Origin of the sequence: Roseomonas mucosa ATCC BAA-692 (assembly GCF_000622225.1) — a bacterium.
GTDB classification, from domain to species: domain Bacteria; phylum Pseudomonadota; class Alphaproteobacteria; order Acetobacterales; family Acetobacteraceae; genus Roseomonas; species Roseomonas mucosa.
Genome location: NZ_KK211412.1, coordinates 167789 through 194657, shown reverse-complemented (window position 1 = coordinate 194657; position 26869 = coordinate 167789). Strand labels below are relative to the sequence as shown.

26 protein-coding genes are annotated in these 26869 nt (G+C 71.4%); 18 read left to right on the top strand and 8 right to left on the bottom strand.

Annotated elements, in window-relative coordinates; translation table 11 throughout:
* Window positions 1-175: 175 nt before the first annotated feature.
* Window positions 176-1297, bottom strand: coding sequence for a 4-hydroxyphenylpyruvate dioxygenase (hppD, locus tag BT98_RS0121120; RefSeq protein ID WP_019462943.1), 1122 nt, complete (start codon window positions 1295-1297; stop codon window positions 176-178).
* A 116-nt stretch (window positions 1298-1413) separates the two neighbouring features.
* Here hppD and BT98_RS0121115 point away from each other — a divergent pair, with 116 nt between their 5' ends.
* Window positions 1414-1896, top strand: a complete 483-nt coding sequence (locus BT98_RS0121115) for an Lrp/AsnC family transcriptional regulator (protein ID WP_019462942.1) — start codon at window positions 1414-1416, stop codon at window positions 1894-1896.
* Window positions 1897-1923: 27 nt separating this feature from the next.
* On the opposite strand, the gene BT98_RS0121110 is transcribed toward BT98_RS0121115, so the two are convergent.
* Entirely contained in the window at window positions 1924-2826 is a 903-nt protein-coding gene (locus BT98_RS0121110; RefSeq protein WP_019462941.1) for a LysR family transcriptional regulator, read from the bottom strand.
* A gap of 310 nt (window positions 2827-3136) precedes the next feature.
* Here BT98_RS0121110 and hutI point away from each other — a divergent pair, with 310 nt between their 5' ends.
* Both hutI and BT98_RS0121100 read left to right on the top strand, forming a co-directional pair.
* Complete coding sequence (hutI, locus tag BT98_RS0121105; protein WP_027297498.1) at window positions 3137-4387, top strand: imidazolonepropionase; 1251 nt, start codon at window positions 3137-3139, stop codon at window positions 4385-4387.
* A complete protein-coding gene (locus BT98_RS0121100) occupies window positions 4387-5754 on the top strand; it encodes a formimidoylglutamate deiminase (protein ID WP_019462939.1) in 1368 nt (455 codons plus the stop codon). The genes hutI and BT98_RS0121100 overlap by 1 nt, the downstream gene beginning before the upstream one ends.
* A 160-nt stretch (window positions 5755-5914) precedes the next feature.
* Here the strand turns inward: BT98_RS0121100 and BT98_RS0121095 are convergent, their stop codons facing one another.
* Window positions 5915-6403 (bottom strand): Lrp/AsnC family transcriptional regulator, encoded by a 489-nt coding sequence (locus BT98_RS0121095; RefSeq protein ID WP_019462938.1) that lies wholly within the window; start codon window positions 6401-6403, stop codon window positions 5915-5917.
* A gap of 253 nt (window positions 6404-6656) precedes the next feature.
* Between BT98_RS0121095 and BT98_RS0121090 the strand changes: the two genes are divergently transcribed.
* A complete protein-coding gene (locus tag BT98_RS0121090) occupies window positions 6657-10313 on the top strand; it encodes an indolepyruvate ferredoxin oxidoreductase family protein (RefSeq protein ID WP_019462937.1) in 3657 nt (1218 codons plus the stop codon).
* 156 nt (window positions 10314-10469) lie between these two features.
* Here BT98_RS0121090 and BT98_RS26955 read toward each other — a convergent pair whose 3' ends face one another.
* Together BT98_RS26955 and BT98_RS0121080 are read right to left on the bottom strand one after the other, a co-directional pair.
* Window positions 10470-10976 (bottom strand): CsbD family protein, encoded by a 507-nt coding sequence (locus BT98_RS26955; RefSeq protein ID WP_019462936.1) that lies wholly within the window; start codon window positions 10974-10976, stop codon window positions 10470-10472.
* Window positions 10977-11061: 85 nt separating this feature from the next.
* Window positions 11062-11319: a GlsB/YeaQ/YmgE family stress response membrane protein gene (locus BT98_RS0121080; protein ID WP_019462935.1), complete on the bottom strand. Its 258-nt coding sequence runs from the start codon at window positions 11317-11319 to the stop codon at window positions 11062-11064.
* 298 nt (window positions 11320-11617) lie between these two features.
* Between BT98_RS0121080 and BT98_RS0121075 the strand changes: the two genes are divergently transcribed.
* Window positions 11618-12634, top strand: a complete 1017-nt coding sequence (locus tag BT98_RS0121075) for a polysaccharide pyruvyl transferase family protein (RefSeq protein WP_019462934.1) — start codon at window positions 11618-11620, stop codon at window positions 12632-12634.
* Complete coding sequence (locus tag BT98_RS0121070) at window positions 12631-13581, top strand: polysaccharide pyruvyl transferase family protein (RefSeq protein ID WP_019462933.1); 951 nt, start codon at window positions 12631-12633, stop codon at window positions 13579-13581. Before BT98_RS0121075 ends, BT98_RS0121070 begins: the two co-directional genes overlap by 4 nt.
* Here the strand turns inward: BT98_RS0121070 and rsmI are convergent.
* A complete protein-coding gene (gene rsmI / locus BT98_RS0121065) occupies window positions 13560-14519 on the bottom strand; it encodes a 16S rRNA (cytidine(1402)-2'-O)-methyltransferase (RefSeq protein ID WP_019462932.1) in 960 nt (319 codons plus the stop codon). The two genes, BT98_RS0121070 and rsmI, sit on opposite strands and share 22 nt — an antisense overlap.
* On the opposite strand from rsmI, the gene BT98_RS25560 reads away from it, so the two are divergent.
* The 10 genes from BT98_RS25560 (at window position 14456) to BT98_RS0121015 (ending at window position 23123) form a co-directional block, all read left to right on the top strand.
* The gene (locus tag BT98_RS25560; protein WP_081798696.1) at window positions 14456-15763 is read left to right on the top strand and encodes a penicillin-binding protein activator; all 1308 of its coding nucleotides are present in this window, start codon (window positions 14456-14458) and stop codon (window positions 15761-15763) included. The two genes, rsmI and BT98_RS25560, sit on opposite strands and share 64 nt — an antisense overlap.
* 421 nt (window positions 15764-16184) lie before the next feature.
* Window positions 16185-17522 (top strand): MFS transporter, encoded by a 1338-nt coding sequence (locus BT98_RS0121055; protein WP_019462930.1) that lies wholly within the window; start codon window positions 16185-16187, stop codon window positions 17520-17522.
* Between the two features lie 45 nt (window positions 17523-17567).
* Window positions 17568-17978: a winged helix-turn-helix domain-containing protein gene (locus BT98_RS0121050; RefSeq protein WP_115359311.1), complete on the top strand. Its 411-nt coding sequence runs from the start codon at window positions 17568-17570 to the stop codon at window positions 17976-17978.
* A gap of 145 nt (window positions 17979-18123) precedes the next feature.
* Window positions 18124-18555, top strand: a complete 432-nt coding sequence (locus BT98_RS0121045) for a PRC-barrel domain-containing protein (RefSeq protein WP_019462928.1) — start codon at window positions 18124-18126, stop codon at window positions 18553-18555.
* A 187-nt stretch (window positions 18556-18742) separates the two neighbouring features.
* The gene (dapB, locus tag BT98_RS0121040; RefSeq protein ID WP_037251935.1) at window positions 18743-19534 is read left to right on the top strand and encodes a 4-hydroxy-tetrahydrodipicolinate reductase; all 792 of its coding nucleotides are present in this window, start codon (window positions 18743-18745) and stop codon (window positions 19532-19534) included.
* Window positions 19535-19684: 150 nt separating this feature from the next.
* The gene (gene sppA / locus BT98_RS0121035) at window positions 19685-20611 is read left to right on the top strand and encodes a signal peptide peptidase SppA (RefSeq protein ID WP_019462926.1); all 927 of its coding nucleotides are present in this window, start codon (window positions 19685-19687) and stop codon (window positions 20609-20611) included.
* A 25-nt stretch (window positions 20612-20636) separates the two neighbouring features.
* Window positions 20637-20963, top strand: a complete 327-nt coding sequence (ihfB, locus tag BT98_RS0121030; protein WP_019462925.1) for an integration host factor subunit beta — start codon at window positions 20637-20639, stop codon at window positions 20961-20963.
* A gap of 242 nt (window positions 20964-21205) precedes the next feature.
* Window positions 21206-21562 (top strand): LapA family protein, encoded by a 357-nt coding sequence (locus tag BT98_RS25555; protein WP_237719418.1) that lies wholly within the window; start codon window positions 21206-21208, stop codon window positions 21560-21562.
* A 150-nt stretch (window positions 21563-21712) separates the two neighbouring features.
* Window positions 21713-22450 (top strand): orotidine-5'-phosphate decarboxylase, encoded by a 738-nt coding sequence (pyrF, locus tag BT98_RS0121020; protein ID WP_019462923.1) that lies wholly within the window; start codon window positions 21713-21715, stop codon window positions 22448-22450.
* Between the two features lie 10 nt (window positions 22451-22460).
* Entirely contained in the window at window positions 22461-23123 is a 663-nt protein-coding gene (locus tag BT98_RS0121015; protein ID WP_019462922.1) for a phosphoribosylanthranilate isomerase, read from the top strand.
* 57 nt (window positions 23124-23180) lie between these two features.
* On the opposite strand, the gene BT98_RS0121010 is transcribed toward BT98_RS0121015, so the two are convergent.
* The gene (locus BT98_RS0121010; RefSeq protein ID WP_019462921.1) at window positions 23181-24062 is read right to left on the bottom strand and encodes a GNAT family N-acetyltransferase; all 882 of its coding nucleotides are present in this window, start codon (window positions 24060-24062) and stop codon (window positions 23181-23183) included.
* 208 nt (window positions 24063-24270) lie between these two features.
* Between BT98_RS0121010 and BT98_RS0121005 the strand changes: the two genes are divergently transcribed.
* The gene (locus tag BT98_RS0121005) at window positions 24271-24942 is read left to right on the top strand and encodes a haloacid dehalogenase type II (protein ID WP_019462920.1); all 672 of its coding nucleotides are present in this window, start codon (window positions 24271-24273) and stop codon (window positions 24940-24942) included.
* Window positions 24943-25149: 207 nt separating this feature from the next.
* Window positions 25150-25899: an IS110 family RNA-guided transposase gene (locus BT98_RS26950; protein ID WP_076970188.1), complete on the top strand. Its 750-nt coding sequence runs from the start codon at window positions 25150-25152 to the stop codon at window positions 25897-25899.
* Between the two features lie 65 nt (window positions 25900-25964).
* On the opposite strand, the gene BT98_RS25550 is transcribed toward BT98_RS26950, so the two are convergent.
* The gene (locus BT98_RS25550) at window positions 25965-26684 is read right to left on the bottom strand and encodes a Crp/Fnr family transcriptional regulator (RefSeq protein ID WP_037251933.1); all 720 of its coding nucleotides are present in this window, start codon (window positions 26682-26684) and stop codon (window positions 25965-25967) included.
* Between the last annotated feature and the right edge of the window lie 185 nt (window positions 26685-26869).

The following is a 26869-nucleotide window of genomic DNA, read 5'->3' as shown; positions in this document are numbered from 1 at the left end:
GAGTCCCAGGTTGCCGCCTGCTCCCCGGAATCGATGCGAAGACTGACGGCAACCACCGGCGCCAATGAAAGCCCGGGGTCCGGGGACCGGCTTCGGTCCCCGGCGGAGAGGGGGTCCGGCGGGAGAGGCGGCGCCTCTCCCCCGGCGGCCAGCCATGAAGCGCAACGCGAAAGGTTCAGGCCGCCGCGTTGGCCTTGGAAAGCACGCCGCGGCGGAGCTGGTCCTCCTCGATGCTCTCGAACAGGGCGCGGAAATTGCCTTCGCCGAAGCCGTCATCGCCCTTGCGTTCGATGAACTCGAAGAAGACCGGGCCGATCACGTTGCCGGAGAAGATCTGCAGCAGCAGCCGCGCCTTGCGATCCTCCACCACGCCCTCGCCGTCCACCAGGATGCCGTTGGCCTTCAGCCGGGCAAGGTCCTCGCCATGGCCCGGCAGGCGGGCGTCCACTTTCTCGTAATAGGTGGCGGGCGGCGCCGGCATGAAGCTCAGCCCGGCCTCGCGCAGGCCCTCGATCGTGCCGTAGATGTCGTTGCAGCCGCAGGCAATGTGCTGGATGCCCTCACCCTTGTACTCCCGCAGGTATTCCTCGATCTGGCTCTCGTCGTCGGCGCTCTCGTTCAGCGGGATGCGGATACGCCCGTCGGGGCTGGTCAGGGCGCGGGAGAAGAGGCCGGTGTACTCGCCCTTGATGTCGAAGTAGCGGATCTGCCGGAAGTTGAAGAGCTTGCTGTAGAACTCGTACCAGACATCCATCCGGCCGCGATGGACGTTGTGCGTCAGGTGGTCGATGTAGAAGAGCCCGGCGCCCTTCGGAAAGGGTTCGCGCTCGCCGGTCCATTCGAATTCGGCGTCATAGGCCGAGCCATTCTCGCCGTACTGGTCGATGAAGTAGAGCAGGGACCCGCCGATGCCCTTGATCGCCGGGATGTCGATGGTCCTGCCGCCATCGGCGGGATCGGCCGGCTCGGCGCCCAGTTCCAGCGCGCGCCTGTAGGCATGCTGCGCGTCCACCACGCGGAAGGTCATCGACGGCACGCTGGGGCCGTGGCGTTCCGCGAAGCGCGCGGCATGGCTGCCCGGCTCCTCGGTCAGCAGGTAGTTGATGTCGCCCTGGCGGTAGAGGGTGCTGCGCTTCGTGCGGTGCCGCGCCACGGCGGTGAAGCCCATCTGGCGGAACAGGGCGTGCAGCTTCTCCGGCTCCGGATGCGCGTATTCGACGAAGCCGAATCCGTCCGTGCCCATGGGGTTGTGCGCGCTGATCTCGGCACGCGGGGCGTCATGCGGGAAAGGTCCCATTCGTGGATGTCCTCCGTTATGACGCACAGCCTGCCGCAGGCAACGCGCAAGCTGCTTGCGAAACCGTACCGCGTCCCCTTTACCGGCGCACGATCCAGGCATGATGATCCTCATCCATGCACGAATCATCCGCCCTGGACGTCCTAGACCTCCGCCTGCTGCGGGCCTTGCAGGAGGATGCCCGGCTGACCAACCAGCAGATCGGGGAGCGCATCGGCCTGTCCGCCTCGCAATGCTCGCGCCGGCGGGCGGCGCTGGAGGCTGCCGGGCTGATCCGCGGCTACCATGCGGAACTGGATGCGGAGCGGCTGGGGCTGCACCTGCTGGTCTTCATCCAGGTCACGCTGGCCAGCCACAGCGGCGACAATGCCCGCCGCTTCCGCGATCTCGTCTCGCGGCTGGAGGAGGTGCAGGAAGCCTATGCCATGACCGGCGACGCCGACTACCTGATCAAGGCGGTGGTGCCGGACCTCAAGGGCCTGTCGGTGCTGGTGAACGACGTGCTGCTGCCGCACGAGAGCGTGGCGCGGGTCCGCTCCTCCATCGTGCTCGACCGGCTCAAGGCCTCCGGCAGCCTGCCCCTCGGCCGGCGGGGCTGAGCGGGCCCCGGGCGGCGCCGGATCGCCTCATGGCCAGCCGGCGCGGAGCCGCTCGTCCAGGAAATCCAGGAAGAGCCGCAGCCGGGGCGTGACCAGGCGCCCATGCGCATGCACCGCCTGCAAGGGCGGCTCGGGAATGTGCCAGTCGGGCAGCACGATCTCCAGCCTTCCCAGCCGCACCTCCGGCCCGGCATCCCAGTCCGGCTTCACCACCAGCCCGGCTCCGGCCAGCGCCAGGGCCAGCGCGACCTCGCCATGGCTGGTGCTGGCCGGGCCGGCGACCTGCACCGGAGCCTCCTCGCCCGACCGCGAACGGAAGCACCATTGGTCCTGGGGGGCGTCGCCGGACAGGATACAGTCGTGCTGCTCCAGCTCCCGCGGATGGGACGGCCGGCCCCGGCGCGCCAGATAGGCAGGGGCACCGCAGACGACACCGTGGCTGGGGGCGAGCGGATGCACCAGGAGCTGCGAGTCGGGCATGGCGCCGGAGCGGATGGCCAGGTCGAAGCCGCCGCCGATCAGGTCCACCATCGTATCCGTGGCGGTGAGGTGGATGCGCATTGCCGGGTGCAGGCACAGGAATTCCGCGATCAGCGGCGCCAGGACGCGCTGCCCGAAGGCGACGGCGGAGGTGACGCGCAACTGCCCGATCACCTCGCCTCGGCGCAGCGCCAGCGCGGCCTCCATCTCCTCGATCTGGGCCAGGATCCGCCGGCAATGGGCCTGGAAGTCGCGCCCGTCCTCGGTAAGGGCGAGATGCCGCGTGGTGCGGCTCACCAGCCGCATGCCGAGGCGCTGCTCCAGCCGCGCCAGCCGCTTGCTGACGACCGGCAGCGACATGCCGAGCTCGCGGGCCGCCGCGGTCAGGCTGCCCACCTCGGCAACGCGGGAGAAGACCGTGATATCGACGAGATTCTCGGCGATGCGCATGACGGTCTTTCCTCTCCCTGGGACGGACCCGCAAGGGGCGGGCTGGCGTTTTCGCCCCGTAACGATGTGGTGGCCGCATGGTCGTCCGCCATGTGTCCCTCCTTTGACACACAGGCTCCCCCGGCAAAGGCTGGGCGGCACCGGTGGGCCGGAAATGCTCTACCGTCCCCCTCGCCCGGCCCCACCCCGCAATGGGGGACCGGGAAACGGAGGGGAGGCTTCCGACCCCCGGGGCGTGCCGCCGGCCAGCGTGGGCGGCGCGGCGGGCATGGGAGACCGGGCGATGTCCCCGGGGAAAGGACAGGATGCGATGGCCGAAGGGCACCGTTTCGACCGCGTGTGGCTGGGGGGCAGGCTGCTGACCATGGCGCCGGAAGGAAGCTCCGCGGCGGCCCATGGGGAGGCCGCCATCCTGGCGGGCTGCGGCGTGGTGGAGCGGGGCGCCGTCGCCAGCCGGGACGGGCGGATCGCTTTCGCGGGGCCGGAGGATGGGCTCCCCGCCGGCTGGGAAGCCGGAGAGGTCCTGCGACTGGAGGGCCGCTGGGTCACGCCGGGGCTGGTGGATTGCCACACCCATCTGGTCCATGGCGGCGATCGCGCGGCGGAGTTCGAGGCACGGCTGGCCGGCGCCACCTATGCCGAGATCGCCCGTGCCGGGGGCGGCATCCTGTCCACCGTGCGCGCCACGCGGGCGGCGGACGAGGACGCGCTGGTGGCAAGCGCCCTGCCCCGGCTCGACCGCCTGATCGCCGAGGGCGTGACCACGGTGGAGGTGAAGTCCGGCTACGGGCTGGACACGGAGACCGAGCTGCGGATGCTGCGTGCCGCGCGGCGGCTGGGCGAGGCGCGCGATATCGGCGTGGCCACCAGCTTCCTCGGCGCCCATGCCGTGCCGCCGGGCATGACGGCGGAGGACTACACCGCGCTGGTCTGCGACGCGATGCTGCCCGCCGTGGCGGCGGCCGGGCTGGCCGATGCGGTGGACGTCTTCCACGAGAGCATCGCCTTTTCCGCCGCGCAGACCGGGCAGGTCTTCGCCGCCGCGCGGGCCCACGGCCTGCCGGTGAAGCTGCATGCCGACCAGCTGGAGAATGGCGGCGGCGCGGCGCTCGCGGCGCGCTGGGGGGCACTCTCGGCGGACCACCTGGAATGCGCCGACGAGGCGGGCGCCGCCGCCCTGGCCCGTGCGGGGACAGTGGCGGTGCTGCTGCCCGGGGCCGCCTATACGCTGCGCGAGACCAGCCGCCCGCCGGTCGAGGCGCTGCGGCGGCATGGCGCGCACATCGCCGTGGCGACGGACTGCAACCCGGGCAGCTCGCCGCTCACCTCGATCCTGCTGGCGATGAACATGGCGGCGGTGCTGTTCCGCCTGACCGTGCCGGAATGCCTGGCCGGGGTGACGCGCGAGGCGGCGCGGGCGCTGGGCCTGCTGGACCGGATCGGCACGCTGGAGACGGGCAAGCGCTGCGACCTCGCCATCTGGGATATCGAGCGGCCGGCGGAGCTGGTCTATCGCCTCGGCTTCAATCCCCTGCACAGCCGCGTGCGCGGAGGACGGTGATGCGCTTCCTGGCCGAAACCGCGCTGCTGGACGGCGAAATCCGACGCGACGTCGCCATCATCCTGGACGATGCGGGGCGCATCGCCGGCGTGGCGGCGGACAGCGACGCGGCCGAAGGCGACGAGCGCCTGCGGGGCCTCGTCGTGCCGGGAATGCCCAACCTGCATTCCCATGCCTTCCAGCGCGCCATGGCGGGGCTGGCCGAGCGCGCCGGGCCGGAGGGCGACAATTTCTGGCGCTGGCGCGAAGTGATGTACCGCTTCCTCGCCGTGCTGACGCCGGAGGATGTCGAAGCCATCGCGGCCCAGCTCTACGCGGAATGCCTGCGCCAGGGCTACACCGCCGTGGCCGAGTTCCACTACCTGCACAACGCGCCGGACGGCACGCCCTATGCCGATCCGGCGGAGATGGCCCGACGCATCGCCGCCGGGGCCGAGGCGGCGGGAATCGGCCTCACCCTGCTGCCGGTGCTCTACCGCCACAGCCAGTTCGGCGGCGCGGAAGCGGCACCGGGGCAGCGCCGCTTCGTCCTGCCGGTGGAAACCTGGGCGGGGATCTGCCGGGAGGCCGCATCCTGGCCCGGGGTGCGGACCGGCGTGGCGCCGCATTCCCTGCGCGCCGTGATGCCGGAGGAACTCTCCGCCAGCATCGCCCTGGCGGCGGAGCTGGGCCCGGACACGCCCATCCACATCCATGTCGCGGAGCAGGTGAAGGAGGTCGAGGACTGCCTCGCCTGGAGCGGTCAGCGCCCGGTGCAATGGCTGCTCGGCCACGCGCCGGTGGATGCGCGCTGGTGCCTGATCCACGCCACGCATTCCGACGCCGCGGAAACCCTGGCCCTGGCACGGAGCGGCGCCGTGGCCGGCCTCTGCCCCACCACCGAGGCCAATCTCGGCGACGGTTTCTTTCCCCTGCCGGACTACGCGGCAGCGGGCGGGCGCCTCGGCATCGGCACGGACAGCAACGTTTCCACCAGCCCCATCGAGGAGCTGCGCTGGATGGAATACGTCCAGCGCCTGCGCCGCCGCGCCCGCAACGTCACCGAGACGCGGCCCGGCGCCTCGGTGGGCCTCGCCCTGCTGCAACGCGCGGCGCTGGGCGGCGCCCAGGCGCTGGGCCAGCCCATGGGGCGCCTGGCGCCGGGCTGCCGCGCCGACCTCCTGGTGCTGGACACGGAACATCCGGCCCTGATCGGGCGGGAAGGCGACGCGCTGCTGGATGCCTGGGTCTTCTCCGGCAACACCACACCGGTCCGCGACGTGATGGCCGGCGGCCGCTGGGTGGTGCGCGACGGCATGCACCACCGGCAGGCCGGGATCGCCCGCCGCTTCGCCCGGGTGATGCGGCGGATCCGCGACCTGGCCTGATAGGGCGCGCTGGTCCGCCTGCCCCCCGGGATCGAGCCAGGGGCCGACCTTGCCACCCCGAACCAACACAAGGCGGGGTCCGGGGACATGCCATGTTCCCGGCGGTGGGGCTTCCGGGGGCAGGCGGAGCCTCGGCCGGGGGCTGCCACGAGGCGCGGCGCTACGACACCGATGCCTGAGGCCCTGGCAGCGGCAGTTCCGTCGTCATCTTGATCTCCGACATCACGATGCTGGAGATGATCTCGCGCACGCCGGGAAGCTGCGACAGGTGGTGTCGGTAGAGGCGCTCATAGGCATCGACATCCGGCACCACGATCCGCAGCAGGTAGTCCGTCCCGCCCAGCAGGGAGAAGCAGTCCAGCACCTCCGGCCGGCGCCGCACCGCGTCCTCGAAGCCCGGCAGCGTGTCGCGGCCATGGGTGGCGAGCTTCACCTGGGCGAAGACCATCAGTTCCAGGCCAAGCAGCCTGCGGTCCAGCAGCGCCACGCGGCGCCGGACCAGTCCGGCCTCCTCCAGCCGTCGCACGCGGCGCCAGCAGGGCGCCTGGGAGAGCCCGACCTGCTCGGCCAGTTCGGTGCTGGAAAGCGAGGCGTTCCGTTGCAGTGCGGCCAGCAGGCGCAGGTCGATGGCATCCAGGGCTATGCGCATATTCCAATCGCCGCGGCGGCTTTCAGGGGAAGAACCATGCCCGATCCTCCCGCCGGATGCGGATCGACGCAACGAAAGATGAGAAAGACCGATGTAAGATAAAAGTCAAAAGAAGCAGGAGAAGCGTCCATGCAGCGATCCGTCGCCAGCGTTTCACCTCTTGTCTCCGGGGGAAAAATCCCGGCCCGCCAGGGTCCGGGGCACCGGGACCATCCCGGCATGGCCCGCATGCTTACCGGCGGGGCGCCGCGCCATGCTTGACGCGCCGCTTCCCGCCGCCGCCCCGGCCACGGGGTTGCGCTATCTTTCCGGCATCCAGGCGCTGGTGCAGTTGCCGATGCTGCAGCGCGAGCGCGATGCCGCCGCCGGGCTCGACACGGCGGGCTTCATCTCCGGCTATCGCGGCTCGCCGCTCGGCGGGCTGGACCAGTCGCTCTGGAAGGCGCGCAAGGCGCTGGAGGAGCACCGCATCCGCTTCCAGCCCGGGCTGAACGAGGACCTCGCCGCCACCGCCGTCTGGGGCACGCAGCAGGTCAACCTCTTTCCCGGCGCGAAACATGCCGGCGTCTTCGGCATGTGGTACGGCAAGGGGCCGGGTGCCGACCGCACCATGGACGTGTTCAAGCACGCCAATGCCGCCGGCACCTCCCCCTTCGGCGGCGTCATCGCCGTGGTGGGCGACGACCACGGCGCCAAGTCCTCCTCCCTGCCGCATCAGAGCGACCACATCTTCGCCGCCGCCATGATGCCGGTGCTGAACCCGGCCAGCGTGCAGGAGATCCTGGATTTCGGCCTGCATGGCTGGGCCATGTCGCGCTTCTCCGGCTGCTGGGTCGCGCTGAAGGTCGTGGCGGACACGGTGGAGACCTCCTCCGGCATCTCGCTCGATCCCTTCCGCATCGCCACCCGCATCCCGGAGGATTTCCCGCTGCCGCCCGACGGGCTGGGCATCCGCTGGCCGGATTCGCCGCTGGCGCAGGAGATGCGGCTGCAGCGCCACAAGGCCTATGCCGCCATGGCCTATGCGCGGCTGAACGGGCTGAACCACGTGGCGATCGACAGCCCGCGCCCGCGGCTCGGCATCGTCACCACGGGCAAGTCCTATCTCGACGTGCGGCAGGCGCTGGACCAGCTCGGCATCGACGACGCGCAGGCCGCCGCGATCGGGCTGCGCGTCTTCAAGGTCGGCATGCCCTGGCCGCTGGATGCCGAGGGCGTGCGCCACTTCGCCGAGGGGCTGGAGGAGATCCTGGTCGTCGAGGAGAAGCGCCAGGTCATCGAGTACCAGCTCAAGGAACAGCTCTACAACTGGCGCGAGGACGTGCGCCCGCGCGTCATCGGCAAGTACGACGACAAGGGCGAGTGGGAGCTGCCGGTGCATGACTGGCAGCTTCCCGCCGCGGGCGAGCTGACGCCGGCGCTGATCGCCCGCGTCATCGCCCGCCGCATCGGGCGCTTCCACGACCTGCCCTTCGCGCTTGGCGAGCGCATCCGCGAACGGCTAGCCTTCCTGGCGGCGAAGGAGGAATCCCTCGCCCGGCCGCGCACCACGGCGCTGCGCGTGCCGCACTACTGCTCCGGCTGCCCGCACAACAGCTCGACCGTGGTGCCGGAAGGCAGCCGCGCGCTGGCGGGGATCGGCTGCCACTACATGGCCACCTGGCTGCGCGCCGAGAGCACGCAGACCTTCTCCCACATGGGCGGCGAGGGCGTAGCCTGGATCGGGCAGGCGCCCTTCACGGAAACGAAGCACGTCTTCGCCAACCTGGGAGACGGCACCTACTCGCATTCCGGCCTGCTGGCGATCCGGCAGGCGGTCACGGCGGGCGTGCCGATCACCTACAAGATCCTGTTCAACGACGCGGTGGCGATGACCGGCGGCCAGCCGGTGGAGGGCACGCTCACCGTGCCGCAGATCGTGGCGCAGGTGCGGGCGGAGGGGGTGGAGCGCGTCGTGGTCGTCGTGGACGACCTCGCCCGCTATGACGGCGTGACGCTGCCGGGGGACGTGCCGCTGTTCGAGCGCCACGCGCTGGACCGGGTGCAGCGCGATCTGCGCGAATATTCCGGCGTTTCCGTGCTCGTCTATGACCAGACCTGCGCCGCCGAGAAGCGCCGCCGCCGCAAGCGCCGGCTGATGGCCGATCCGGCGCGCCGCGTGGTGATCAACGAACGCGTCTGCGAGGGCTGTGGCGACTGCTCGGCCAAGTCCAACTGCATGTCCGTCGTGCCGGTGGAGACCGAGTTCGGCCGCAAGCGGCAGATCGATCAGTCCTCCTGCAACAAGGACTTCTCCTGCCTCGACGGCTTCTGCCCCTCCTTCGTCACGGTGGAGGGCGGGCAGTTGCGCAAGGGCAAGGCGCTGGCTCCGATCGGCGGCCTGGGCGCCTCGGGCGGTCAGACCTCCGTGGAGGGCAAGGGCGATGCGCCCGCCGCTCCGGCGGAAGCCGCCGCCGCCCTCCCGGCCCTGCCCGAGCCGCCGAAGCCGGCGCTGGCGGAACCCTATGGCATCCTGGTGACCGGCGTGGGCGGCACCGGCGTCGTCACCATCGGCGCGCTGCTCGGCACGGCGGCGACGCTGGAGGGCAAAGGCATCTCCGCCCTCGACATGGCCGGGCTGGCGCAGAAGGGCGGGCCGGTCTGGTCGCATCTGCGCATCGCCGCGCGGCAGGAGGAGATCCACGCCGCCCGCCTCGCCGCCGGGGAGGCGCATCTCGTGCTCGGCTGCGACATCGTCGTGGCCGCGGCGGAGGAAAGCCTGACGCGGATGCGCGCCGGCCTCACCCATGCCGTGGTGAACAGCGACTTCTCCGTCACCAGCGACTTCGTGCGCGGCTTCGCGGCCCAGGCCCGCAGCGGCGACGTGGCGCGGCACCGCGACCCGCAGTTCCCGCTGGCGGAGATGGAGCGGCAGATCGACGAGGCCTGCGGCGGCGAGGGCGCGGCGATCTTCGTCGGCGCCACGCGGCTCGCCACCGCCCTGCTGGGCGATTCCATCGCCACCAACCTCTTCATGGTGGGCTATGCCTACCAGAAGGGGCTGATCCCGCTGGAGGCCGCCTCGATCCTCAAGGCGATCGAGATGAACGGCGCCGCGGTGGCGATGAACCAAGGTGCCTTCCAGTGGGGCCGGCAGGCGGTGCTGGACCTGGAGGCGGTGCAGCGCGCCGCCGACCCGACGGAGCGCCGCGTGCCCTCGCTGCGCCTTTCCGCCACGCTGGACGAACTGGTGGAGCGCCGGATGAAGGAGCTGACGGCCTACCAGGACGCCACCTATGCCCGCCGCTACGGCGATTTCGTGGCCCGGATACGCGCTGCGGAGGCGGAGCGCGTGCCTGGCCGGGTCGAGCTGGCCGAGGCGGTGGCGCGCTATCACCACAAGCTCCTCGCCTTCAAGGACGAGTTCGAGGTGGCGCGGCTCTTCACCGAAACCAGCTTCCTCCGCCGTGTCGAGGAGCAGTTCGAGGGCGACTGGCGCCTGAACTTCCACCTGGCGCCGCCGCTCTGGGCGCGGAAGGACCCGGAGACCGGCGAGCCGCGCAAGCAAAGCTACGGCCCCTGGATGCTGCGCGCGCTGCGCGTCCTGGCCCGGATGCGTCGCCTGCGCGGCACCGTGCTCGACCCCTTCCGCCACAGCGCCGACGGGCGGATGCACCGGGAGATCCTGGCCGCCTACGAGCAGGACATGGAGGAGGTGCTGCGCCGCCTCAACCCGCACAACCACGCCGTGGCGGTGGAACTCGCCGCCCTGCCGGAACAGATCCGGGGCTACGGCCCGGTGCGGGAGCGGCATCTCGCCCATGCCAGTCAGCGCCGGGCGGAGCTCCTGTCCCGCCTCCGGGGGGAGGAAAGCCTCCAGCCCCGCCCCGGCCACCCGGCCAGAGGAGCGCAGGTGGTCATGGCCGGCTGATCCCGGCAGGCCTTGCGCCGTCCCGGGGGGCAGGCGGGCCTCCCCCGGGGCCGGCCACAAGCAAACGCCACACCCCCGGAACGGAACCGGCGCCCGGGGAGATTCCTCCCCAGGCGCCGGATTGCTTTTCGGAATGAAGGCGGCGGACCGCCCGGATCAGAGCCGGTCGGAGGTCAACCGGCCGATGACGAAGCCGACCACGCCAATGATGGCGAGCGAGAGCAGCGGGCGCTCCTTGATCGTCTCGCCGGCCTGTCCAGCCTTCTCGCCGATCGTGTCGCGCGCCTGGTGTGCATAGTCGCTGGCCTTGTGGGCGGCGTCGTTTAGGGCGGGCTTCACGCGCTCGCGCATCAGCTCCTCGACCTGGGCGCGCAGGCGGGCGATCTCGCCGGTGGCCCCTTCCGCCGCGTCGCTCACCGCGGCCTTGGCCTGGTCATAGCCCTCGCCCGCCTTCTCGGAGAGCTTGGCGGCCCCTTCCTTCGCACCGTCCGCCGCGTCGGCAGCGGCCTCCTTGGCGTCGCCATAGGTCTTCTGGGCCTTGCCGGAGAACTGATCGGCCTTGCCTTCCGCCTGGGTCTTGGCATCGCCGGTCAGCTTGCCCGTGGCCTCCTCGGCCTTGCCGCCGAGGTTCCGGGCCGTGCCTTCGATCTTGTTCTCGTCCATGTCCGTGTCTTCTCCGGGAATTTGCTGGAAAACTTGCCTGCCGGGCCTTGTTGCGCCGCCGGGAGCGGGTGGCTCCCGGGCGTCTTCAGACGGTCCGCCGGCCGGCCACCGCGTGGTAGATCAGCAACACGATGATCGCGCCGATCACGGCCACGATCATGCTGTAGATGTTGAAGCCGGTCACACCGGCTCCGCCGAAGGCGCTGAACAGCCAGCCGCCGACCACGGCGCCGACGATGCCCAGGATGATATCGAGCATCACCCCCGAGCCCGTCTTGTTGACGAGCTTGCTGGCGATGAAGCCGGCGATCAGCCCGAGGATGAGCCAGCCGATGATCGACATGTTCCGCTCCAGATCGTTGCGCGGCAGGCCTCTTCAGGGAGGCTGCCATATCGGCAACAAGCGCGCAGGCCGCCTCGGGTTGCCATATGGGTCACACAAAGCCGGCCGGACTTCCGTGGGGCTGTCCCACGGATACCTTCGGGTCCGCCCACCGAGGTGCGTCCGGGGATGCCGCTCCGGAAAGCCCTCGCACAGCTCCGGACTCCCGGCTTTCGGAGTGTGGAAATCCGCCCTTCACTCGCGCGATGCGCGAGTTTGCCTCTTGCGCGGCGGGGCCGGGCCATGCGACCCACCTGCCATGCGCACCGCCTTCATCGGCGCCTACGGCTACGGCAACCTGGGCGACGAACTCTGCCTCATCGAGGCGATGCAGGAATTCCCGCCGGGAGAGCCTCCCTCCGGCGGCGCCTTCGCCTTCACGCAGAATCCCGCCTGGACGAATCGCTGCGTGCCGGGTCTTGCCGGCACCTTCGCCACGCTGGAGGAAATGCTGGCGCTGGATCCGCAGCGCGTCGTCTATGGCGGCGGCGGCATCGGCGGGCGGGCGGATTTCGAGGAGTACCTGCCCTGGATGGCGGCCGCGCTGGATCGCGGCATCCCTGTCCATGTCCACAACATCGGCATCGCCCGCATCGCCGGGGCAGGCATGGAGTACGGACCGGGCGAGGGCTGGCCGCATCCGCTGCTGGGCCGGGTGCTGGAGAACCTCGCCTCCTTCACCGTGCGCGACCACCGCTCGGTGGACATGGTGGCGGAATGGGGCGTGCCGGTGGTGCCGGGCGTCACCCGCTACCCCGAGCGCGCCATCGCGGCGGAGGGCGATCTCGCGGAGGCGATCCTGCCGCGTGGCCGGAAGCTGCTCGGCATCTCCATCATCAACACGAACCAGATGGCCCGCTGCCTGGAGGCGGATGGCGGCACGGTGCGCACCCTGCTCGCCCGCTTCCCCGACCATGCGGTGGTGCCGATCTGCTCCACCCTGCATGTCGATTCCGACGAGGAGGACGACGGCAGCGGCTTCCACCGCTTCGCCGGGATGTTCCTTGGGGACCGGGAGATCGTGGCGCCGCAGCTCACCGAGCGCGGCTTCTGGGGCAGCGAGGTCACGCCGCGCCGGCTGAAGGGCATCATCGCCCGGCTGGACACGCTGGTCTCGCAGCGCAAGCACAACTGCATCCACGGGCTGGGCGCCGGGGTGCCGACCATCGGCCTCTCGCCGATGGAGGATGACAGCGTGCGCCGCGTCTTCGTGACCCTGGCCAACCAGCTTCCCGCCGGCTCGGCCTGCATCGGGCTGGAGGAGCATCCGGGATGACGCCCGAACCCACCCTCTTTCTCGGCGAGTTCGGGCGCGGCGATCTGGCGGGCGAGGCGGCGCTGCAGCACGCCGCCGCGCCGCTGGGCCGGGCCGCCCTCGTTGCCACCGACGATCCGGAGGCGACGGCGCGCATCCTGCCGCTCGCCAGCCTGCTGCCGCCGAACACCCCGACCCCGGCCGAGGCGCGGCGCGCCCTGCTGACCGGGCCCATGTCGGACCACAACCGGGCGGTGGACCTGATCCTGCGCCTGGGCCTGCTGCGCGGGCGGGGTTTGCGGACCGGGCTGCGCAGCCTCTCCATCTTCCCCTGGGGGCCGCTCTACCGCCCCGCGCCGGAGGTGCGCGCGGTGCTGGAGGCGCTGGACGAGGCCAGTGCCCGCGACCACCGCACGCTGGGCTCGATGGTGGAATGGCGCTGTCCCTGGTGGGCGGGGCTGGAAGCCTTCCCCGAGGGCGACCTGTTGCCGGAACTGCCCCAGGCTTCCCCTCCCGGCCCGAGGCTGGGCCTCTCGGTCAGCGACAGCCAGAAGACGCGCGAGGTCTTCGCGAAGCACGAAGCCCTGGTCGCGGAATACCTTGCCCCCTATGACGGCTGGACCGTGGTGCCCTTGCCGGTGGTGCGGCAGGGCGAGGGCGGCAGCGACGACCTGCGCGCCATCCGCGACTGCGCCGCCCGCTTCCTGCCCCGCTCCCCGGTCGTGGAGATTGGGCCGGAGGACGCCGCCTCCTGGCGGCGGGAGATGACCCCGGCCCGCCTCAAGGGCTGGGTCGCCGCCTGCGACCAGGTGATCGGCGGCCGCGAACTGCCGGTCGCCTTCGCCGCCAGCGCCGGCATCCCCTGTCTCGCCCTGGCGCCGCATGCCGACCACGAGGTCGGCCGTGCCGCCGGAACCCTCGCCAACCGCCTCGCGCCCGGCAGCCGCTACCGCGTGCTGCCGAGTTGAAGGGCGCGGCCATAGACCTGCCGCCGTGGCAGGCCGGTCGCCGCCGCCACCATCGCCGCCGCGTCGCGCAGCGAGGCCCCGGTGGCCAGGGCGGCGCGGATCTGCGCATCCAGGTCGGCCTCGCCGGGGACGGCCTCGTCCGGCGCTGGGCCGATCACCAGCACGATCTCGCCCCGCGGCGCATGCACGGCGTAATGCGTGGCGAGCTCGCCCAGGCTGGCCCGGCGCACCTCCTCGAAGCGCTTGGTCAGCTCCCGCGCCACCGCCGCCGGCCGGTCCGGCCCCAGCCCCTCCGCCAGGGCGGCCAGGGACTCCGCCAACCGGTGCGGCGATTCGTAGAGGATCAGCGTCGCCCGCAGCCCGGACCGCTCCAGCCCGGCGATGCGGCCGATCTCGACGGTGCGCGCCGCCGCCTTGGCCGGAAGGAAGCCATGGAACAGGAAGGGATGCGGCGGCAGGCCGGACAGGGTCAGTGCCACCAGCGCCGCGTTCGGCCCGGGAATCGCGGTGACCGGCAGGCCCGAATCGATGGCGGCGCGGGTCAGGCGGAAGCCCGGATCGCTCACCAGCGGCGTGCCGGCATCGGAAACCAGGGCCAGCCGGGCGCCGCCCCGCAGCCTTTCCAGCAGCCGGGGCACCATGCTCGCCTCGTTGTGGTCGTGCAGGGGGATCAGACTGGTCCCTACCCCCTGGCGCGCGAGCATGGGTCCGGTCACCCTGGTGTCCTCGCACAGGATGACGTCCGCCCCCTTCAGGGCGGCGACGGCCCGTGGCGAGAGGTCGCCCAGGTTGCCGATCGGGGTGGCCACCAGAACAAGGCCCGGAAGGCTGGCGCCGGAGCCGCCGCCCGGCGAGAGTCCGGGGGAAGCGTCATGTGTCTCGTCAGGAGGAAGCTCAGCCGGTGAAGCCGCAACCCCCTCGTCCTCGTCGCCGGCCATTTGGGAATTCCCCATCCCGGTCCCCATTCTGGTCCCCATTCCGGCATCTCCCGCTGCTGGCTGCGGTCCTCGCACTCGGCGCCTGTGCCGCGCAACCCCGCAGCCCCGCGGCCGGCCCCTATGCGGCCGGCGCCACCGCCCCCAACGCGCCGGAGCCACCGCGCGCCAGGGTCGCGCTGCTGCTGCCCCTGTCCGGCAGCCAGGCGCCGCTCGGCCAGGCCATGCTGAACGCCGCCACCCTGGCCCTGTTCGAACAGGCGAGCCCCGGCGTGGACTTCGTGCCGCACGACACGCGCGGCAGCGCGGCCGGGGCGGCCGAGGCGGCGCGCGCGGCGGTCTCCGAGGGCGCACGGGTGATGGTCGGCCCCCTGACCTCGGGCGAGACCGGCGGGGCCGCCGCCGTGTCGCGCGCCGCCAGCATCCCGATGCTGGCCTTCACCAACGATGCGAATGTCGCGGGCAACGGCGTCTGGACCCTGGGCGTGACCCCGGCGCAGCAGGTCCGCCGCCTGGTCAGCGCCGCCACCACGGCCGGGGTGCGGCGCATCGGCCTCGCCGCGCCGAACGGGGCCTATGCGCAGCAGCTCGCCGCCACGCTCCGCACCGCCAGCCAGGAGGCGGGGCTGCTGCCGCCGCTGATCTCCACCTATCCCGCCGGAGCCCTGCCGGCCATGGCGGCCAAGGACCTCGCGGCACGGCTGAAGCCCCCCGCCCCGGTCGTCGCCACCGATCCCGCCGCGCCGCCGCCGGTGGCCGTGCCGGAGGCCGATGCGATCGGCCTGCTGATCCTGGCCGAGGGCGGCAGCCGGGCGCGGCAGTTCGCCGCCGCCCTGGCCGAGGCCGGGGTGGTGGTGCCGCCGCTGCGCCTCGCCGGCACGGCGCTCTGGGCGCAGGACGCGGCCACGCTGGGCCAGGAGCCCGCGCTGGCTGGCGCCGTCTTCCCTGGCCCGGACAACACGGCGCACGAGCAGTTCAACAGCCGCTACCGGCAGGCCTTCGGCGACACGCCGCCGCGCCTGGCCGCCGTGGCCTATGACGCCGCGACCGTGGCGGCCCGGGCCACCCAGGGCGGGCCCAACGCCCCCGCCACCCTGCCGATCGGGGAGATCGTCCTGGGTGCCGATGGCGGGCTGCGCCTGAGCCCGGATGGCCAGACCCAGCGCGCCCTGGCCCTCTACGCCCTGCAGCTGGGCGGCGAGCCGCGGGTGGTGGAGCCGGCCACGCTGCCCGAGGCCGGGCTCTGACCGGCCCCGCCTGAACCGCGGCGTCGCGCCTGTTTCCGCTCCCCGGGGGAGGCGCCGCCCGCCCCCGGAACCCCTGTCGCTGGGGGCGTGGTATTTTCCTCCAGTCCCCGCCTGGGATTGGCCCGGGGTGGCGGGACTGCTGCGCCCCGATCCCGGCAAGGCGGCGGACCAACGAGGCCCTTTTCGAACCTTGTCCCGGCGTGACACCCGCCTGACAGATCCGTCACATAATCCCGGATGCCTCCCAACTCTGCTATCTGATATATTAGGCTCGCTGCTGCGGAGATAAGCCCCGGACAGGGTGTCACGAAGGGCGGCGGTCGAGCCTGGACCGCGTGCAGCGCGTCCCGGGCGCGAACGGAACAAGTGAGCGATACCCCGGCCGCCAAGGCCGGGATTCCCGAAAAGCCGGAGGAAACCGATGTCGTCTGCTCTCGCGGCCGAAGGGACGCGTGTCGGCCGGGTGCGTTTCAGCATCGTGGCCATGCTCTTCGCGGTCACCATCGTGAACTATGCCGACCGCGCCACCCTGGCCATCGCCGGCCCCGTTCTGTCCAAGGACCTGGGCCTCAGCGCCGTGGAGATGGGCTTCGTCTTCTCCGCCTTCGGCTGGTCCTACGTGATCGGGCAGATCCCCGGCGGCTGGCTGCTCGACCGCTTCGGCTCGAAGAAAGTCTATTTCTTCAGCATCTTCATCTGGTCGCTCTTCACCCTGCTGCAGGGAGAGGTGGCCGTGGTCGGCCTCGCCGCGGCGGCCTATGCCCTCTTCGTGCTGCGCCTGCTGGTCGGCTTCGCGGAGGCACCGTCCTTTCCGGCCAACGGGCGCATCGTGGCCGCCTGGTTCCCGGCCAGGGAGCGCGGCACCGCATCGGCCATCTTCAACTCGGCGCAGTACTTCGCCACGGTGCTCTTCGCCCCGATCATGGGCTGGCTGACCTTCACCTACGGCTGGCCCTCCGTCTTCTACTTCATGGGCTTCCTCGGCATCCTGGTCAGCTTTGTCTGGCTGAAGGTGATCTACGATCCCAAGGATCACCCGCGCATCACCCAGGGTGAGCTGCGCTACCTGGAGGAAGGCGGCGCGCTGGTGAACATGGACCAGCCCGCGAAGGCCGGCGACCAGGCCAGGGCCGCGACCTTCCGCTGGTCCTACCTCGCGGACCTTGTCAGCAACCGGATGATGCTCGGCATCTATCTGGGCCAGTTCTGCATCAACGCGCTGACCTACTTCTTCATCACCTGGTTTCCCGTCTATCTCGTGCAGCAGCGCGGCATGTCGATCATGAATGCCGGCTTCGTCGCCTCCATCCCGGCGATCTGCGGCTTCCTCGGCGGCGTGCTGGGCGGCGTCTGGTCGGATTCCCTGCTGCGGCGCGGCCACTCGCTGACCGTGGCGCGCAAGGTGCCGATCGTCGCGGGCATGCTGCTGTCGATGAGCATGGTGATCTGCAACTACACCGACGAGCAGTGGCTGGTGGTGCTGATCATGGCGCTCGCCTTCTTCGGCAAGGGCATCGGCGCGCTGGGCTGGGCGGTGATCTCCGACACCGCGCCGCGCCAGATCGCGGGCGTCAGCGGCGGGCTGTTCAACATGTTCGGCAACATCTCCTCGATCACCACGCCGATCGTGATCGGCTACATCATCCAGACCACCGGCTCCTTCAACGGCGCCCTGGTCTTCGTCGGTGCCAACGCGCTGGTGGCGATGCTCAGCTACCTCGTCATCGTCGGACCGATCCGGCGCATGGAGCTGCGCTGAGCGGCCGGATTGCCCGATGCCGGTGCGCGTGATGGGATGCCCGGCATGGCACGGCGCAGGACAGCGGCGATATCCGGCGACCCGGCCGGGGAGCAAGCCGGGCCGGGGCTGAGCATCCGCCTCGACCCCGCCCCCGGGCTCCGCATCGGGCCGGGGAAGGTACGGCTGCTGGAGGAGATCGGCCGCAACGGCTCGATCTCGGCCGCCGGGCGGGCGCTGGGCATGTCCTACCGCCGTGCCTGGGAGCTGGTGGAGGACCTCAACCGGGGCCTGGGCCGGCCCGTGGTGGAGACGGCGGCCGGCGGGGCTGGGGGCGGCGGCGCGCGGCTGACCCGGCTCGGCGAAAGGGTGATCCGCGAGTACCGATCCATCGAGGCAGAGGCCCATGCGGCCGCCCTGCCGCGCCTCCTGGCCCTGCTCCGGCCCGAGGAGGACGGGGAGCCCGGCGGGGCCTGATGGGGCCACCCCCTGGCTACCCCCTGGCCACCCCCTGGCCACCTAGCGGCAACCCGTGGCGCGGCGGATTCGTTTTCCTTCCACCACGGTGCTCCGCAAGCATCGTGACCCCTTATCGGCGAACGACCATGCGGAAGGAAACAGGATGAGCACCACGATCGGCGACCCCAACCTCTCCGGCATCCCCGCCGTGAGCACGCCGGCGAGCCCGGAAGGCGACGTGCCGAACCGCCTGATCTCGGCCAGCAAGGTCGAGGGCACGGCCGTCTACAACCGCGAGGGCGAGCGCCTCGGCACCGTCGAGGACGTCATGCTCGACAAGGTCAGCGGCAAGGTGGCCTTCGCGGTAATGAGCTTTGGAGGCTTCCTCGGCATCGGCGAGAAGTACCACCCGCTGCCCTGGTCCACCCTGACCTACGACACCGCCCAGGGCGGCTATGTCGTGGACATGACGCGGGAACAGTTGCAGTCCGCGCCTTCCTACGGGGCGGATGAAGGCATCGACTTCAACGACGATGCCTATGGGCGCCGGGTCTACGACTACTACAAGGCACCCTACTGGAACGCCGGCTTCTGAACGGCGATCCGGTCCGGTGGCTGGAAAGGGGGCGGAGGAAACTCCGCCCTTTCTTCATGCCGGCCTTTCCGCGGAATGATGGCTGCGCCCGCTGCGCTCGCCGGGCCGGCGATGGACGCCGCCCCTGATCTGTTGCATGGGCCGGCGCCGGGCGAACCGCGCCCGGATGGGACAAGGCAGGGATGTGATGGCTGCAGCGGAGACGAGCCAGGTGGCGGCACGGATTGGGATCCTGGGGATCGCGGGCCGCATCGGTGTCCTGCTGGCCGAGGAAAGCGCGAAGGCCGGTGCCATTGTCTCCGGTGGCACGCGCCGTTCCGGCGAGGCCGGGCCCTACCGCATCTTCCCCGATGCCGCTTCCCTCTGCGCAAACAGCGACGTGGTGATCGACTTCACCCGCGCGGAGGCCGTGGAGGCGCACCTCGCCGCCGCGATGGCGGCGAAGCGGCCCCTGGTGCTGGGCACCTCCGGCCTTTCCGCGGCGCAGGAAGCCGCCGTGGCCGAGGCGGCGACACAGATCCCCATCGTCTATGCGGCCAATTTCGCGCCGGGCGTGAACCTGCTTTTCGCCCTGGCCGAGCGCATGGCGGCGGCGCTGCCACCGGAGCAGTACGATGCCGAGATCGTCGAGATGCACCATCGCCAGAAGGTGGACGCCCCCTCCGGCACGGCGGTGGCGCTCGGCCGTGCCGTGGCGCGCGGGCGCGGCACCACGCTGGAAAAGGCAGGCACCGAGAGCGGCCGCGATGGCCATACCGGCCCGCGCCGCACCGGCGCCATCGGCTTCGCCGCCTTGCGCGGTGGGCAGGTGGTGGGGGAGCACACGCTCCTCTTCGCCGCCGGCACCGAGCAGATCGCCCTGACCCACCGCTCCTTCGACCGCCGCGTCTATGCCACCGGCGCGGTGCGGGCAGCGCTCTGGCTCCTGGGCCAGTCCCCGGGCCTTTACGACATGAAGCACGTGCTGGGCATGGGCTGATCCGGCGGGTTCCAGGGGCGTTGCGCTTCGTGGTTGGCCGCCGGAGGAGAGGCTCCGCCTCTCGCCCCGGGGACAGAGCGACGCAGGAAGTGATGCGTGACCGCCGACGGGATTTGACCCGGCGCCGGCGGGACGGCATGAGCCTTCACCATGTCCCTCGACCCTGATGCCCTGATCGACCGGCGCCGCCTGAAGCGGAGCCGGGCGCTGTGGCGCGGCGGCGCCGTGCTGGCGGCGCTGGCGCTCCTGGCCGTGCTCTTCGCGCCCCGGGACATGGAGGGGTTCGGCACCGGCTCGCCCGTGGCGCGGCTGGTGGTCAGCGGCACGATCACCGACGACCGCGACGTCGTCCGGGCGGTGGACCGCGCGGCGGAACGGGCCGGGACGCGTGCCCTGCTGCTGTCCATCGACAGCCCCGGCGGCACGGTGGCGGGGGGCGAGGCGCTGTATTCGGCGCTCATGCGCTTCCGCGAATCCGGCAAGCCGGTGGTGGCGGTGATGGGCGGCACGGCGGCCTCGGCGGCCTACATGGTCGCCATGCCGTCGGAGCGCATCTTCGCGCGCGATGCCACGCTCACCGGCTCGATCGGGGTGCTGCTGCAGAGCTTCAACGTGAACCAGCTGATGGACACGCTGGGGGTGAAGGCGGAGACGCTGACCTCCGGCCCGCTGAAGGCGCAGCCCAGCCCCTTCTCGCCGCTGACCGAGCAGGGGCGGGAGGTGCTGCTGGGCGTGGTGGCGGATATCCAGTCGCGCTTCGTGGAGATGGTGGCCAAGGGCCGCAACCTGCCGGAAGCGCGGGTGCGGGAGCTGGCGGACGGGCGAATCTACACCGGGCGGCAGGCTTTGGCCCTCGGCCTGGTGGATGCCATCGGCGGCGAGCGCGAGGCCCGGGCCTGGCTGAAGGAGAAGCACGGCATCCCGGAAACGCCCGAGGCGCGTGACCTGGATACAACGGGACGGCGTGGACTGTCGCGCTACGTCACCTCCTTCGCGAAAAGCCTTGTTTCCGAAGGGCTTGCATCGATCGGGATCGTTGACGGCGCCCTGGCGCTTTGGCAGCCTGCCGCACGCTGACCGGCTGCGGGGGGTTTTGGACGGGATGACCAGATCGGAGTTGATCGCCGCGCTGGCCGCGGCGAACCCTCATCTGCGCCAGCCCGATGTGGAACTGATCGTGGCCACCATCCTGGAGGAAATCTCCGCCGCCCTGGCACGGGGCGACCGGGTGGAGTTGCGCGGTTTCGGCGCCTTCACCGCCAAGCGCCGCGATCCCCGGACCGGCCGCAACCCCCGCACCGGCGAGGCGGTGGAGGTCACCGGCAAGGCGGTCCCCTATTTCAAGCCGGGCAAGGAGTTGCGGGAACGGGTCAATGGCGGCCCGTTGCAGAGCCGGGGCGGCAAGGAACGCCCGGTCGCCGGGGACTGAGGCGCGGTCACGGGCGCGGGTCGCGGCACCGCCAGGGCGCGCGGCCACAGGCCCGGCCAGGCGGAGCCGGAAGGCGGCCCCCGGGGTGCCCCCGGCACCCCTCGTTCCCGGCACTTTCCTGGCAGCGGAGCCGGCCTCTCCCCGTTTTGCCCTTCCGGACGCCCCGAGGGCCTTGCCCCTGCGGCCCAAGGGGGGCACTTCTCCGGAAGCCTGGGGATCGGCGGGGCTGAAACAGAAGCGGAGTGACGAAGACGATGTGGCGCTGGCTGTTGATCGGGCCCCTTTTGCTTGTCCTGGTGCTGTTCGCCCTGTCGAACACGGCGCCGGTCCCTGTCCGTTTCTGGCCCTTCGACCTCGCCTGGGAAACGCCGCTCGCCGTCGCGGTGCTGTCGGTTTCTGCCTTCGCCTTCCTGCTGGGCGCGCTGGTGACCTGGATGGCCTCGCTGGGCGCCCGCCGGCGGGCGCGGCGCCTGGCCCAGACGGTGCGACAGCTCGAATCGGAACTGGCGCAGCTGCGGGCCCAGGTGGCGCGGCAGGTGCCGGAGGGCGGCGAGGCGATGGGACGCCGCCCCGCCAAGGTTGCGCTACCGGCCCCCTGAGCGAGCCCCTATAACCCCGGCAGCCGGCCGGGCCGGAGCGGACCTGCTTCCGCACCGCGCGATCCGGCCGGCTTCCTCCTTCGCCTCCCGCCCATGCCCGCCCCGAGGCAAGGGGCGATCCAGACCCGTCCCGTTGCCCCCGAGGTGCCTATGCCCCTGATCGCCCGCCCCCGCCCCGGCCGGAAGCAACTGATCGTGGCCATCGACACGCCCGACCCGGCGAAGGCCGCCAGCCTGGCGCGGCACCTTTCGCCCGAGGTGGGGCTGCTGAAGCTCGGGCTGGAGTTCTTCGTGGCTGCCGGACCCGGCGCGGTGCGCGACGTGGCCGGGGAGATGCCGGTCTTCCTGGACCTCAAGCTGCACGACATCCCCAACACCGTGGCCGGCGCGGTCCGCTCGGCCTGTGCGGTGCGGCCGGCCATGCTGACCATCCACGCGGCGGGCGGGGCGGCCATGGTGGCGGCGGCGCGGCGGGCGGCGGAGGAGGCTGGCGGCGAGGCGCGCCCGGCCATCCTGGCGGTGACGGTGCTGACCAGCCTGAGCGCCGCCATGCTGGCCGAGACCGGCGTGTCCGGCGGCACGTCGCAGCAGGTGCTGCGCCTGTCGCGGCTGGCGCTGGAGGCCGGGGCGGACGGGCTGGTCTGCTCGCCGCACGAGGCCGCGCTGATCCGCAACGCTTTCGGCGACCGGCCGATGCTGGTGGTGCCGGGGGTGCGGCCCGCCGGTGCGGAACCGGGCGACCAGTCGCGCGTGGCCACGCCCGCCGACACGATCCGCGCCGGTGCGGACTGGATCGTGCTGGGCCGCCCGATCACCAATGCCGCGGACCCCGTGGCGGCGGCACGGGCGGTGGTGGCGGAACTCGCCCCGCTGGGCGACGCGCCCTGAGGTCCCGGCGATGACGCTGGTCAAGGTCTGCGGCATCAACGACCCCGCCGCCATGGCGGCGGTGCGCGAGGCGCGGGCCGAGATGCTGGGCTTCGTCTTCTTTCCCCCCTCGCCCCGCGCGATCTCGCCGGAACGGGCCGCCGAGCTCTCCGCCCTGGCGCCTGCCGCCGCGGAAGGCGGGCCGCTGCGGGTGGGGCTCTTCGTCGATCCCTCCGAGGAGGCGGTGGCGGCCGTGCTCGCCGCCGTGCCGCTGGACATGCTGCAACTGCATGGGGCGGAAACCCCGGAACGCTGCGCCGCGCTGCGTGCCCGCTTCGGCCTGCCGGTGATGAAGGCGCTGGGGATCGCCGTGCCGGAGGACCTCGCCGCCCTGGCCGGCTACGCCCCTGTGGTGGACCGCTTCCTGCTCGACGCCAAGCCGCCCGCCGGGGCCACCCTCCCCGGCGGCAATGCCGTCACCTTCGACTGGCGCCTCCTGGCCGGACGGGACATCCCGCGCCCCTGGCTGCTGGCCGGGGGGCTCACCCAGGGCAATGTCGCGGCGGCGGTGCGGCAGGCCGGCGCCCCGGGGGTGGACCTTTCCTCGGGCGTGGAGCGCGCGCGCGGGGTCAAGGACCCGGCGCTGATCGCCGCCTTCGTGCAGACGGTGCGCGAGGGCGGCCGGGCGGGCTGATCCGGCCGCGCTTCCCGTCGGCCTCGCCCCACACCGGCTCCGGCGCTCCCGCGGTCCTCAGCCCAGTGCCTGGCTGACCAGGGCGAAGCGGCGCAGCGTGCCGTCCAGGCGTGGCGGCGTGCCGTGCGCCATGCCGGTGGCGGGCCCGGCATCCTCCAGCCCGAGGCTCCGCAGCCAGCCGGGCAGGCCGGTTTCCGCCGGCACGTCCAGCCGGATGAACTGCCCGGGACGCGAGGACAGCCAGTGCGCGACCAGCGCCCGCGCGCCGCCTTCGTCCGGCGCCACCACCGGGCCGATCACCTGCCCATGGCCGAATCGGCGCAGCAGCGCGAAGCCCACCGCCTCGCCCTCCCGCTCCAGCACCACGCCCTCCGCCACGGACAGCAGCGCCGCGATCAGCGCCTGGCGCGGCATGCCGGTGGCGCGCTCGTCCAGCGCCGCCAGCATGGTGCCGTCGCGGGGGTCCAGGGGGCGCAGCCGGTGCCCGGGCGGTGGCGCCACCGATGGCGGGGAGAAGGATGCGCCCTGGAACTGGCGGATCTCCCATCCCGGTGCGAAGCCCAGGGAGCGGTAGAGCGGCAACCCGTCGCGCGTGGCGTTCAGCAGCACGGTGCGGCGTCCCAGCCGGTCCAGCACGGCTGCGGTCAGCGCGCGGCCGATGCCGCGTCCCCGCGCCGCCTTGGAAACGATCACCAGCCCGAGCGTGGCGAAGCCCGGCCCATAGCGCCAGCCGAGCGCTGTGCCGGCGAGTTGTCCGTCATGCTCCGCCGCCACCCCTTCGCCGAGTCCGAGGACGAAGCGCCAGTCCTCTTCCCGGTGCGGCCAGCCCTGGGCGGCGGAAAGGGCCCGGGCCGCCGGCAGGTCCGACAGGACCAGGGAGCGCAGGATGGGGCGCGCGACCGCGCCGCCGGGCGGGGGGCTTTCCTGCCGGTTGGCCATGCGTCACTCCTCGGATCTCGCCATGCTCACCGGAGAGGCCCCCCAGGAAGGCGCCGGCACCGGAGGAACAGCCATAGAGGCGGGACGGCGGCAAGGGCATCCGTTTTCGCGCCGCTCCGCCAAAGGGGAATGCACGCGGCCCGGGCTTCGCGGATAGGATCGCCCCCGTCCCGGCCAGCGCCGGATTCGGATGGAAAGGCAGCGCCCCATGCCCCGCCTGCGCCCCAGCTTCATCACCTTCGACTGCTACGGCACGCTGACGAACTTCCGGATGGGGGAGGTGGCGCGCGCGCATTTCGCCGGCCGCGTGCCGGCAGCGGAGATGGACGCCTTCCTGGGCAGTTTCAGCGCCTATCGCCTCGACGAGGTGCTGGGCGCCTGGAAGCCCTATGCGGAGGTGCTGGACAACGCCATCCGCCGCACCTGCCGCAAGCACGGCATTGCCAGCCAGGAGGGCGACGGCGACGTCTTCTACCGCGCCGTGCCGGGATGGGGGCCACATCCGGACGTGCCGGAGCCGCTGAAGCGCGTGGCGAAGGAATTCCCGCTCGTCATCCTCTCCAACGCCTCGGACGAGCAGATCCACAGCAACGTGGCGAAGCTGGAAGCACCCTTCCACGCTGTCTTCACCGCCGAGCAGGCGCAGTCCTACAAGCCGCGCATGAAGGGCTTCGAATACATGCTCGACCGGCTCGGCACCCGGCCGGAGGAGGTGCTGCATGTCTCGTCGAGCTTCCGCTACGACCTGATGACGGCTCATGACCTCGGCATCACCATGAAGGCCTGGGTCAACCGCGGGCACGAGCCGCGCGGCAACACCTTCTACGGCTACCACGAGATCCCCGATATCGGCGGCCTGCCGGGCCTGCTCGGCCTCTGAGCCGGTAGGCGCCGCCCACCGGGTCGCGCTTCACGGTCTGGCGTTGCGCTGTCCCGGGGGACAAGGCTCCGCCTTTTCCCCCGGACCCCCTTATTCGCCAGGACACTGCGTGCCCTGGACCCGATGAGTTGGTTCTCGCTGACGCCGGATCGCGCCGGAGAGCATGGCTCTCCGGCGGACTGCCGGTGCCACGGGCGTGGACACGGTATGCGGGTCAAGGCCTACGGGCAAAGCGAACTGCCGCGCAACAAGACCGACAAACTGGACGCAGCCTCAATCGCCCGGTCCTGCCGGGCACATGACCCTTCGGCCTGGGTGCCACCGGCCACTCACCTGCGGGGGTTGCGCGAATTGGTGCGCCGCTGCGAGGGGCTGAAGGTCGCAAGAGTCCAGGAGATAAATCGCCAGAAGTCCGGAACAGCATCACCTGCGGTTGCTGCTTCGATCGCGGCTCACCTGGATTGGCTGGATCGGGAGATCGAAGCTGTCATGAATGCGGTGCAGGAAGCGGTGGCATCCGATCCTGTGCTGAGCCGTAACCATGAGCTGTTATTGAGCATACCAGGGATCGGGACAGTCACTGCCCCTGTGCTGCTGGCCGAAGTGCCAAACATTGATAGGTTCCCCCCGAAGGCCCTTGCAGCCTTTGCCGGTTTGTCCCCTCAGGAGTACAGCTCCGGCAGCACAGTACGCCGCCCAGGCCGCATCAGCAGGATGGGATCGGAGCGCCTTCGTCGTGCGCTGTACATGTGTGCGCTTAGCAGCAGGCGCCGCAAACCTGCCTTGGCCGACTTCGTGCAGCGCATGAGGGCGGCGGGTAAGCCCCCAAAAGTCATTCTATTGGTGATCGCTCGGAAGCTCCTGGTCTTCGCGCACGCGATAGTTCGATCGCAAAAGCCTTTTGCATTGAAAGCCGAGAACCATGACGGTCATCTAATCCGGGGAAGCGCCGGGTAAGGTGGACAGCAGACTTAGCTTCGGCGGCAAGCCGCTTCCGAAAGGCCCTTAACGAGCAGACACGGTCAGCCCTTGGCCAAACCTAGCAGGTGACCGAAGCGGCGCCGTACGGCGCCGTAGCACTCGCAGGCGACGGCTTCGAGGCCGTCGCGATCGGCGATCACGATCCGGCCCTGGCCGTAGCGGATCAGTCCAGCTTGCTGGAACAGCCGAGCCGCCACGGTGACGCCAGGACGGTGCACGCACAGCATCAGGGCGAGGAATTCCTGCGTCATCGGGAACTCGCCGCCCTCGGCCCGGTCGTGGGACATCAGCAGCCAGCGCGCCAGCCGCTGGTCCAAGGCGTGGTGGCCGTTGCAGGCCGCGGTCTGGGTGACCTGCTCCTGGAAGGCCAGGGCGTAGCGCATCAGCAGCCGCTCCAGCTCGGGGATCTCCTCCAGGGACTGTTGGAAGGCGCTGGCGCCCAGCCGCAGCATGGTACCGGGTCCCTGCACCAGGGCCTCCACGGCGCCGCTATCAACTCCCAGCAACAGTGGCAGGCCAATCATGCCCTCGTTGCCGATGAGGCCGACCTCGGCGGAGTTGCCGTCCGCCAGCAGTGCCAGCATCGAGGCCCAGCCCACCTCGGGAAAGTAGACCGCCGTGATCGGCTCGTCCGGCATCATCAGGTTCTGCCGGACGGCCATCTCGACCGGCTCCAGCTGGGGCCAGAGCCTATTGAGGCTCTCGGCTGGGAGGGCAGCGAGCAGACGGTTGCGCGGCACGGGCGTGGACGAATGGGCCAAGAACAGATCCCAGGCGACAGGTGTCGGCGGGAGCGCTTGGCATCTCTCAGCCACCCGCGCCGGAGGGTCTCCGCAGGTGATGCCCAAGACATAGGGGACAGAAGGTCTTGAGCAAACCCTCGGCCCAGAATTATTGGTGAATCGCATCTCCCCCAGTTGGATCCGATGATGCTGGCTTGCCCGTG

Coding starts and splice junctions, on each gene's coding strand:
- hppD (WP_019462943.1), bottom strand. CDS start 1,297: ATGGGACCTTTCCCGCATGACGCCCCGCGTGCCGAGATCAGCGCGCAC.
- BT98_RS0121115 (WP_019462942.1), top strand. CDS start 1,414: ATGCACGAATCATCCGCCCTGGACGTCCTAGACCTCCGCCTGCTGCGG.
- BT98_RS0121110 (WP_019462941.1), bottom strand. CDS start 2,826: ATGCGCATCGCCGAGAATCTCGTCGATATCACGGTCTTCTCCCGCGTT.
- hutI (WP_027297498.1), top strand. CDS start 3,137: ATGGCCGAAGGGCACCGTTTCGACCGCGTGTGGCTGGGGGGCAGGCTG.
- BT98_RS0121100 (WP_019462939.1), top strand. CDS start 4,387: ATGCGCTTCCTGGCCGAAACCGCGCTGCTGGACGGCGAAATCCGACGC.
- BT98_RS0121095 (WP_019462938.1), bottom strand. CDS start 6,403: ATGCGCATAGCCCTGGATGCCATCGACCTGCGCCTGCTGGCCGCACTG.
- BT98_RS0121090 (WP_019462937.1), top strand. CDS start 6,657: ATGCTTGACGCGCCGCTTCCCGCCGCCGCCCCGGCCACGGGGTTGCGC.
- BT98_RS26955 (WP_019462936.1), bottom strand. CDS start 10,976: ATGGACGAGAACAAGATCGAAGGCACGGCCCGGAACCTCGGCGGCAAG.
- BT98_RS0121080 (WP_019462935.1), bottom strand. CDS start 11,319: ATGTCGATCATCGGCTGGCTCATCCTCGGGCTGATCGCCGGCTTCATC.
- BT98_RS0121075 (WP_019462934.1), top strand. CDS start 11,618: ATGCGCACCGCCTTCATCGGCGCCTACGGCTACGGCAACCTGGGCGAC.
- BT98_RS0121070 (WP_019462933.1), top strand. CDS start 12,631: ATGACGCCCGAACCCACCCTCTTTCTCGGCGAGTTCGGGCGCGGCGAT.
- rsmI (WP_019462932.1), bottom strand. CDS start 14,519: ATGGCCGGCGACGAGGACGAGGGGGTTGCGGCTTCACCGGCTGAGCTT.
- BT98_RS0121055 (WP_019462930.1), top strand. CDS start 16,185: ATGTCGTCTGCTCTCGCGGCCGAAGGGACGCGTGTCGGCCGGGTGCGT.
- BT98_RS0121050 (WP_115359311.1), top strand. CDS start 17,568: ATGGCACGGCGCAGGACAGCGGCGATATCCGGCGACCCGGCCGGGGAG.
- BT98_RS0121045 (WP_019462928.1), top strand. CDS start 18,124: ATGAGCACCACGATCGGCGACCCCAACCTCTCCGGCATCCCCGCCGTG.
- dapB (WP_037251935.1), top strand. CDS start 18,743: ATGGCTGCAGCGGAGACGAGCCAGGTGGCGGCACGGATTGGGATCCTG.
- sppA (WP_019462926.1), top strand. CDS start 19,685: ATGTCCCTCGACCCTGATGCCCTGATCGACCGGCGCCGCCTGAAGCGG.
- ihfB (WP_019462925.1), top strand. CDS start 20,637: ATGACCAGATCGGAGTTGATCGCCGCGCTGGCCGCGGCGAACCCTCAT.
- pyrF (WP_019462923.1), top strand. CDS start 21,713: ATGCCCCTGATCGCCCGCCCCCGCCCCGGCCGGAAGCAACTGATCGTG.
- BT98_RS0121015 (WP_019462922.1), top strand. CDS start 22,461: ATGACGCTGGTCAAGGTCTGCGGCATCAACGACCCCGCCGCCATGGCG.
- BT98_RS0121010 (WP_019462921.1), bottom strand. CDS start 24,062: ATGGCCAACCGGCAGGAAAGCCCCCCGCCCGGCGGCGCGGTCGCGCGC.
- BT98_RS0121005 (WP_019462920.1), top strand. CDS start 24,271: ATGCCCCGCCTGCGCCCCAGCTTCATCACCTTCGACTGCTACGGCACG.
- BT98_RS26950 (WP_076970188.1), top strand. CDS start 25,150: ATGCGGGTCAAGGCCTACGGGCAAAGCGAACTGCCGCGCAACAAGACC.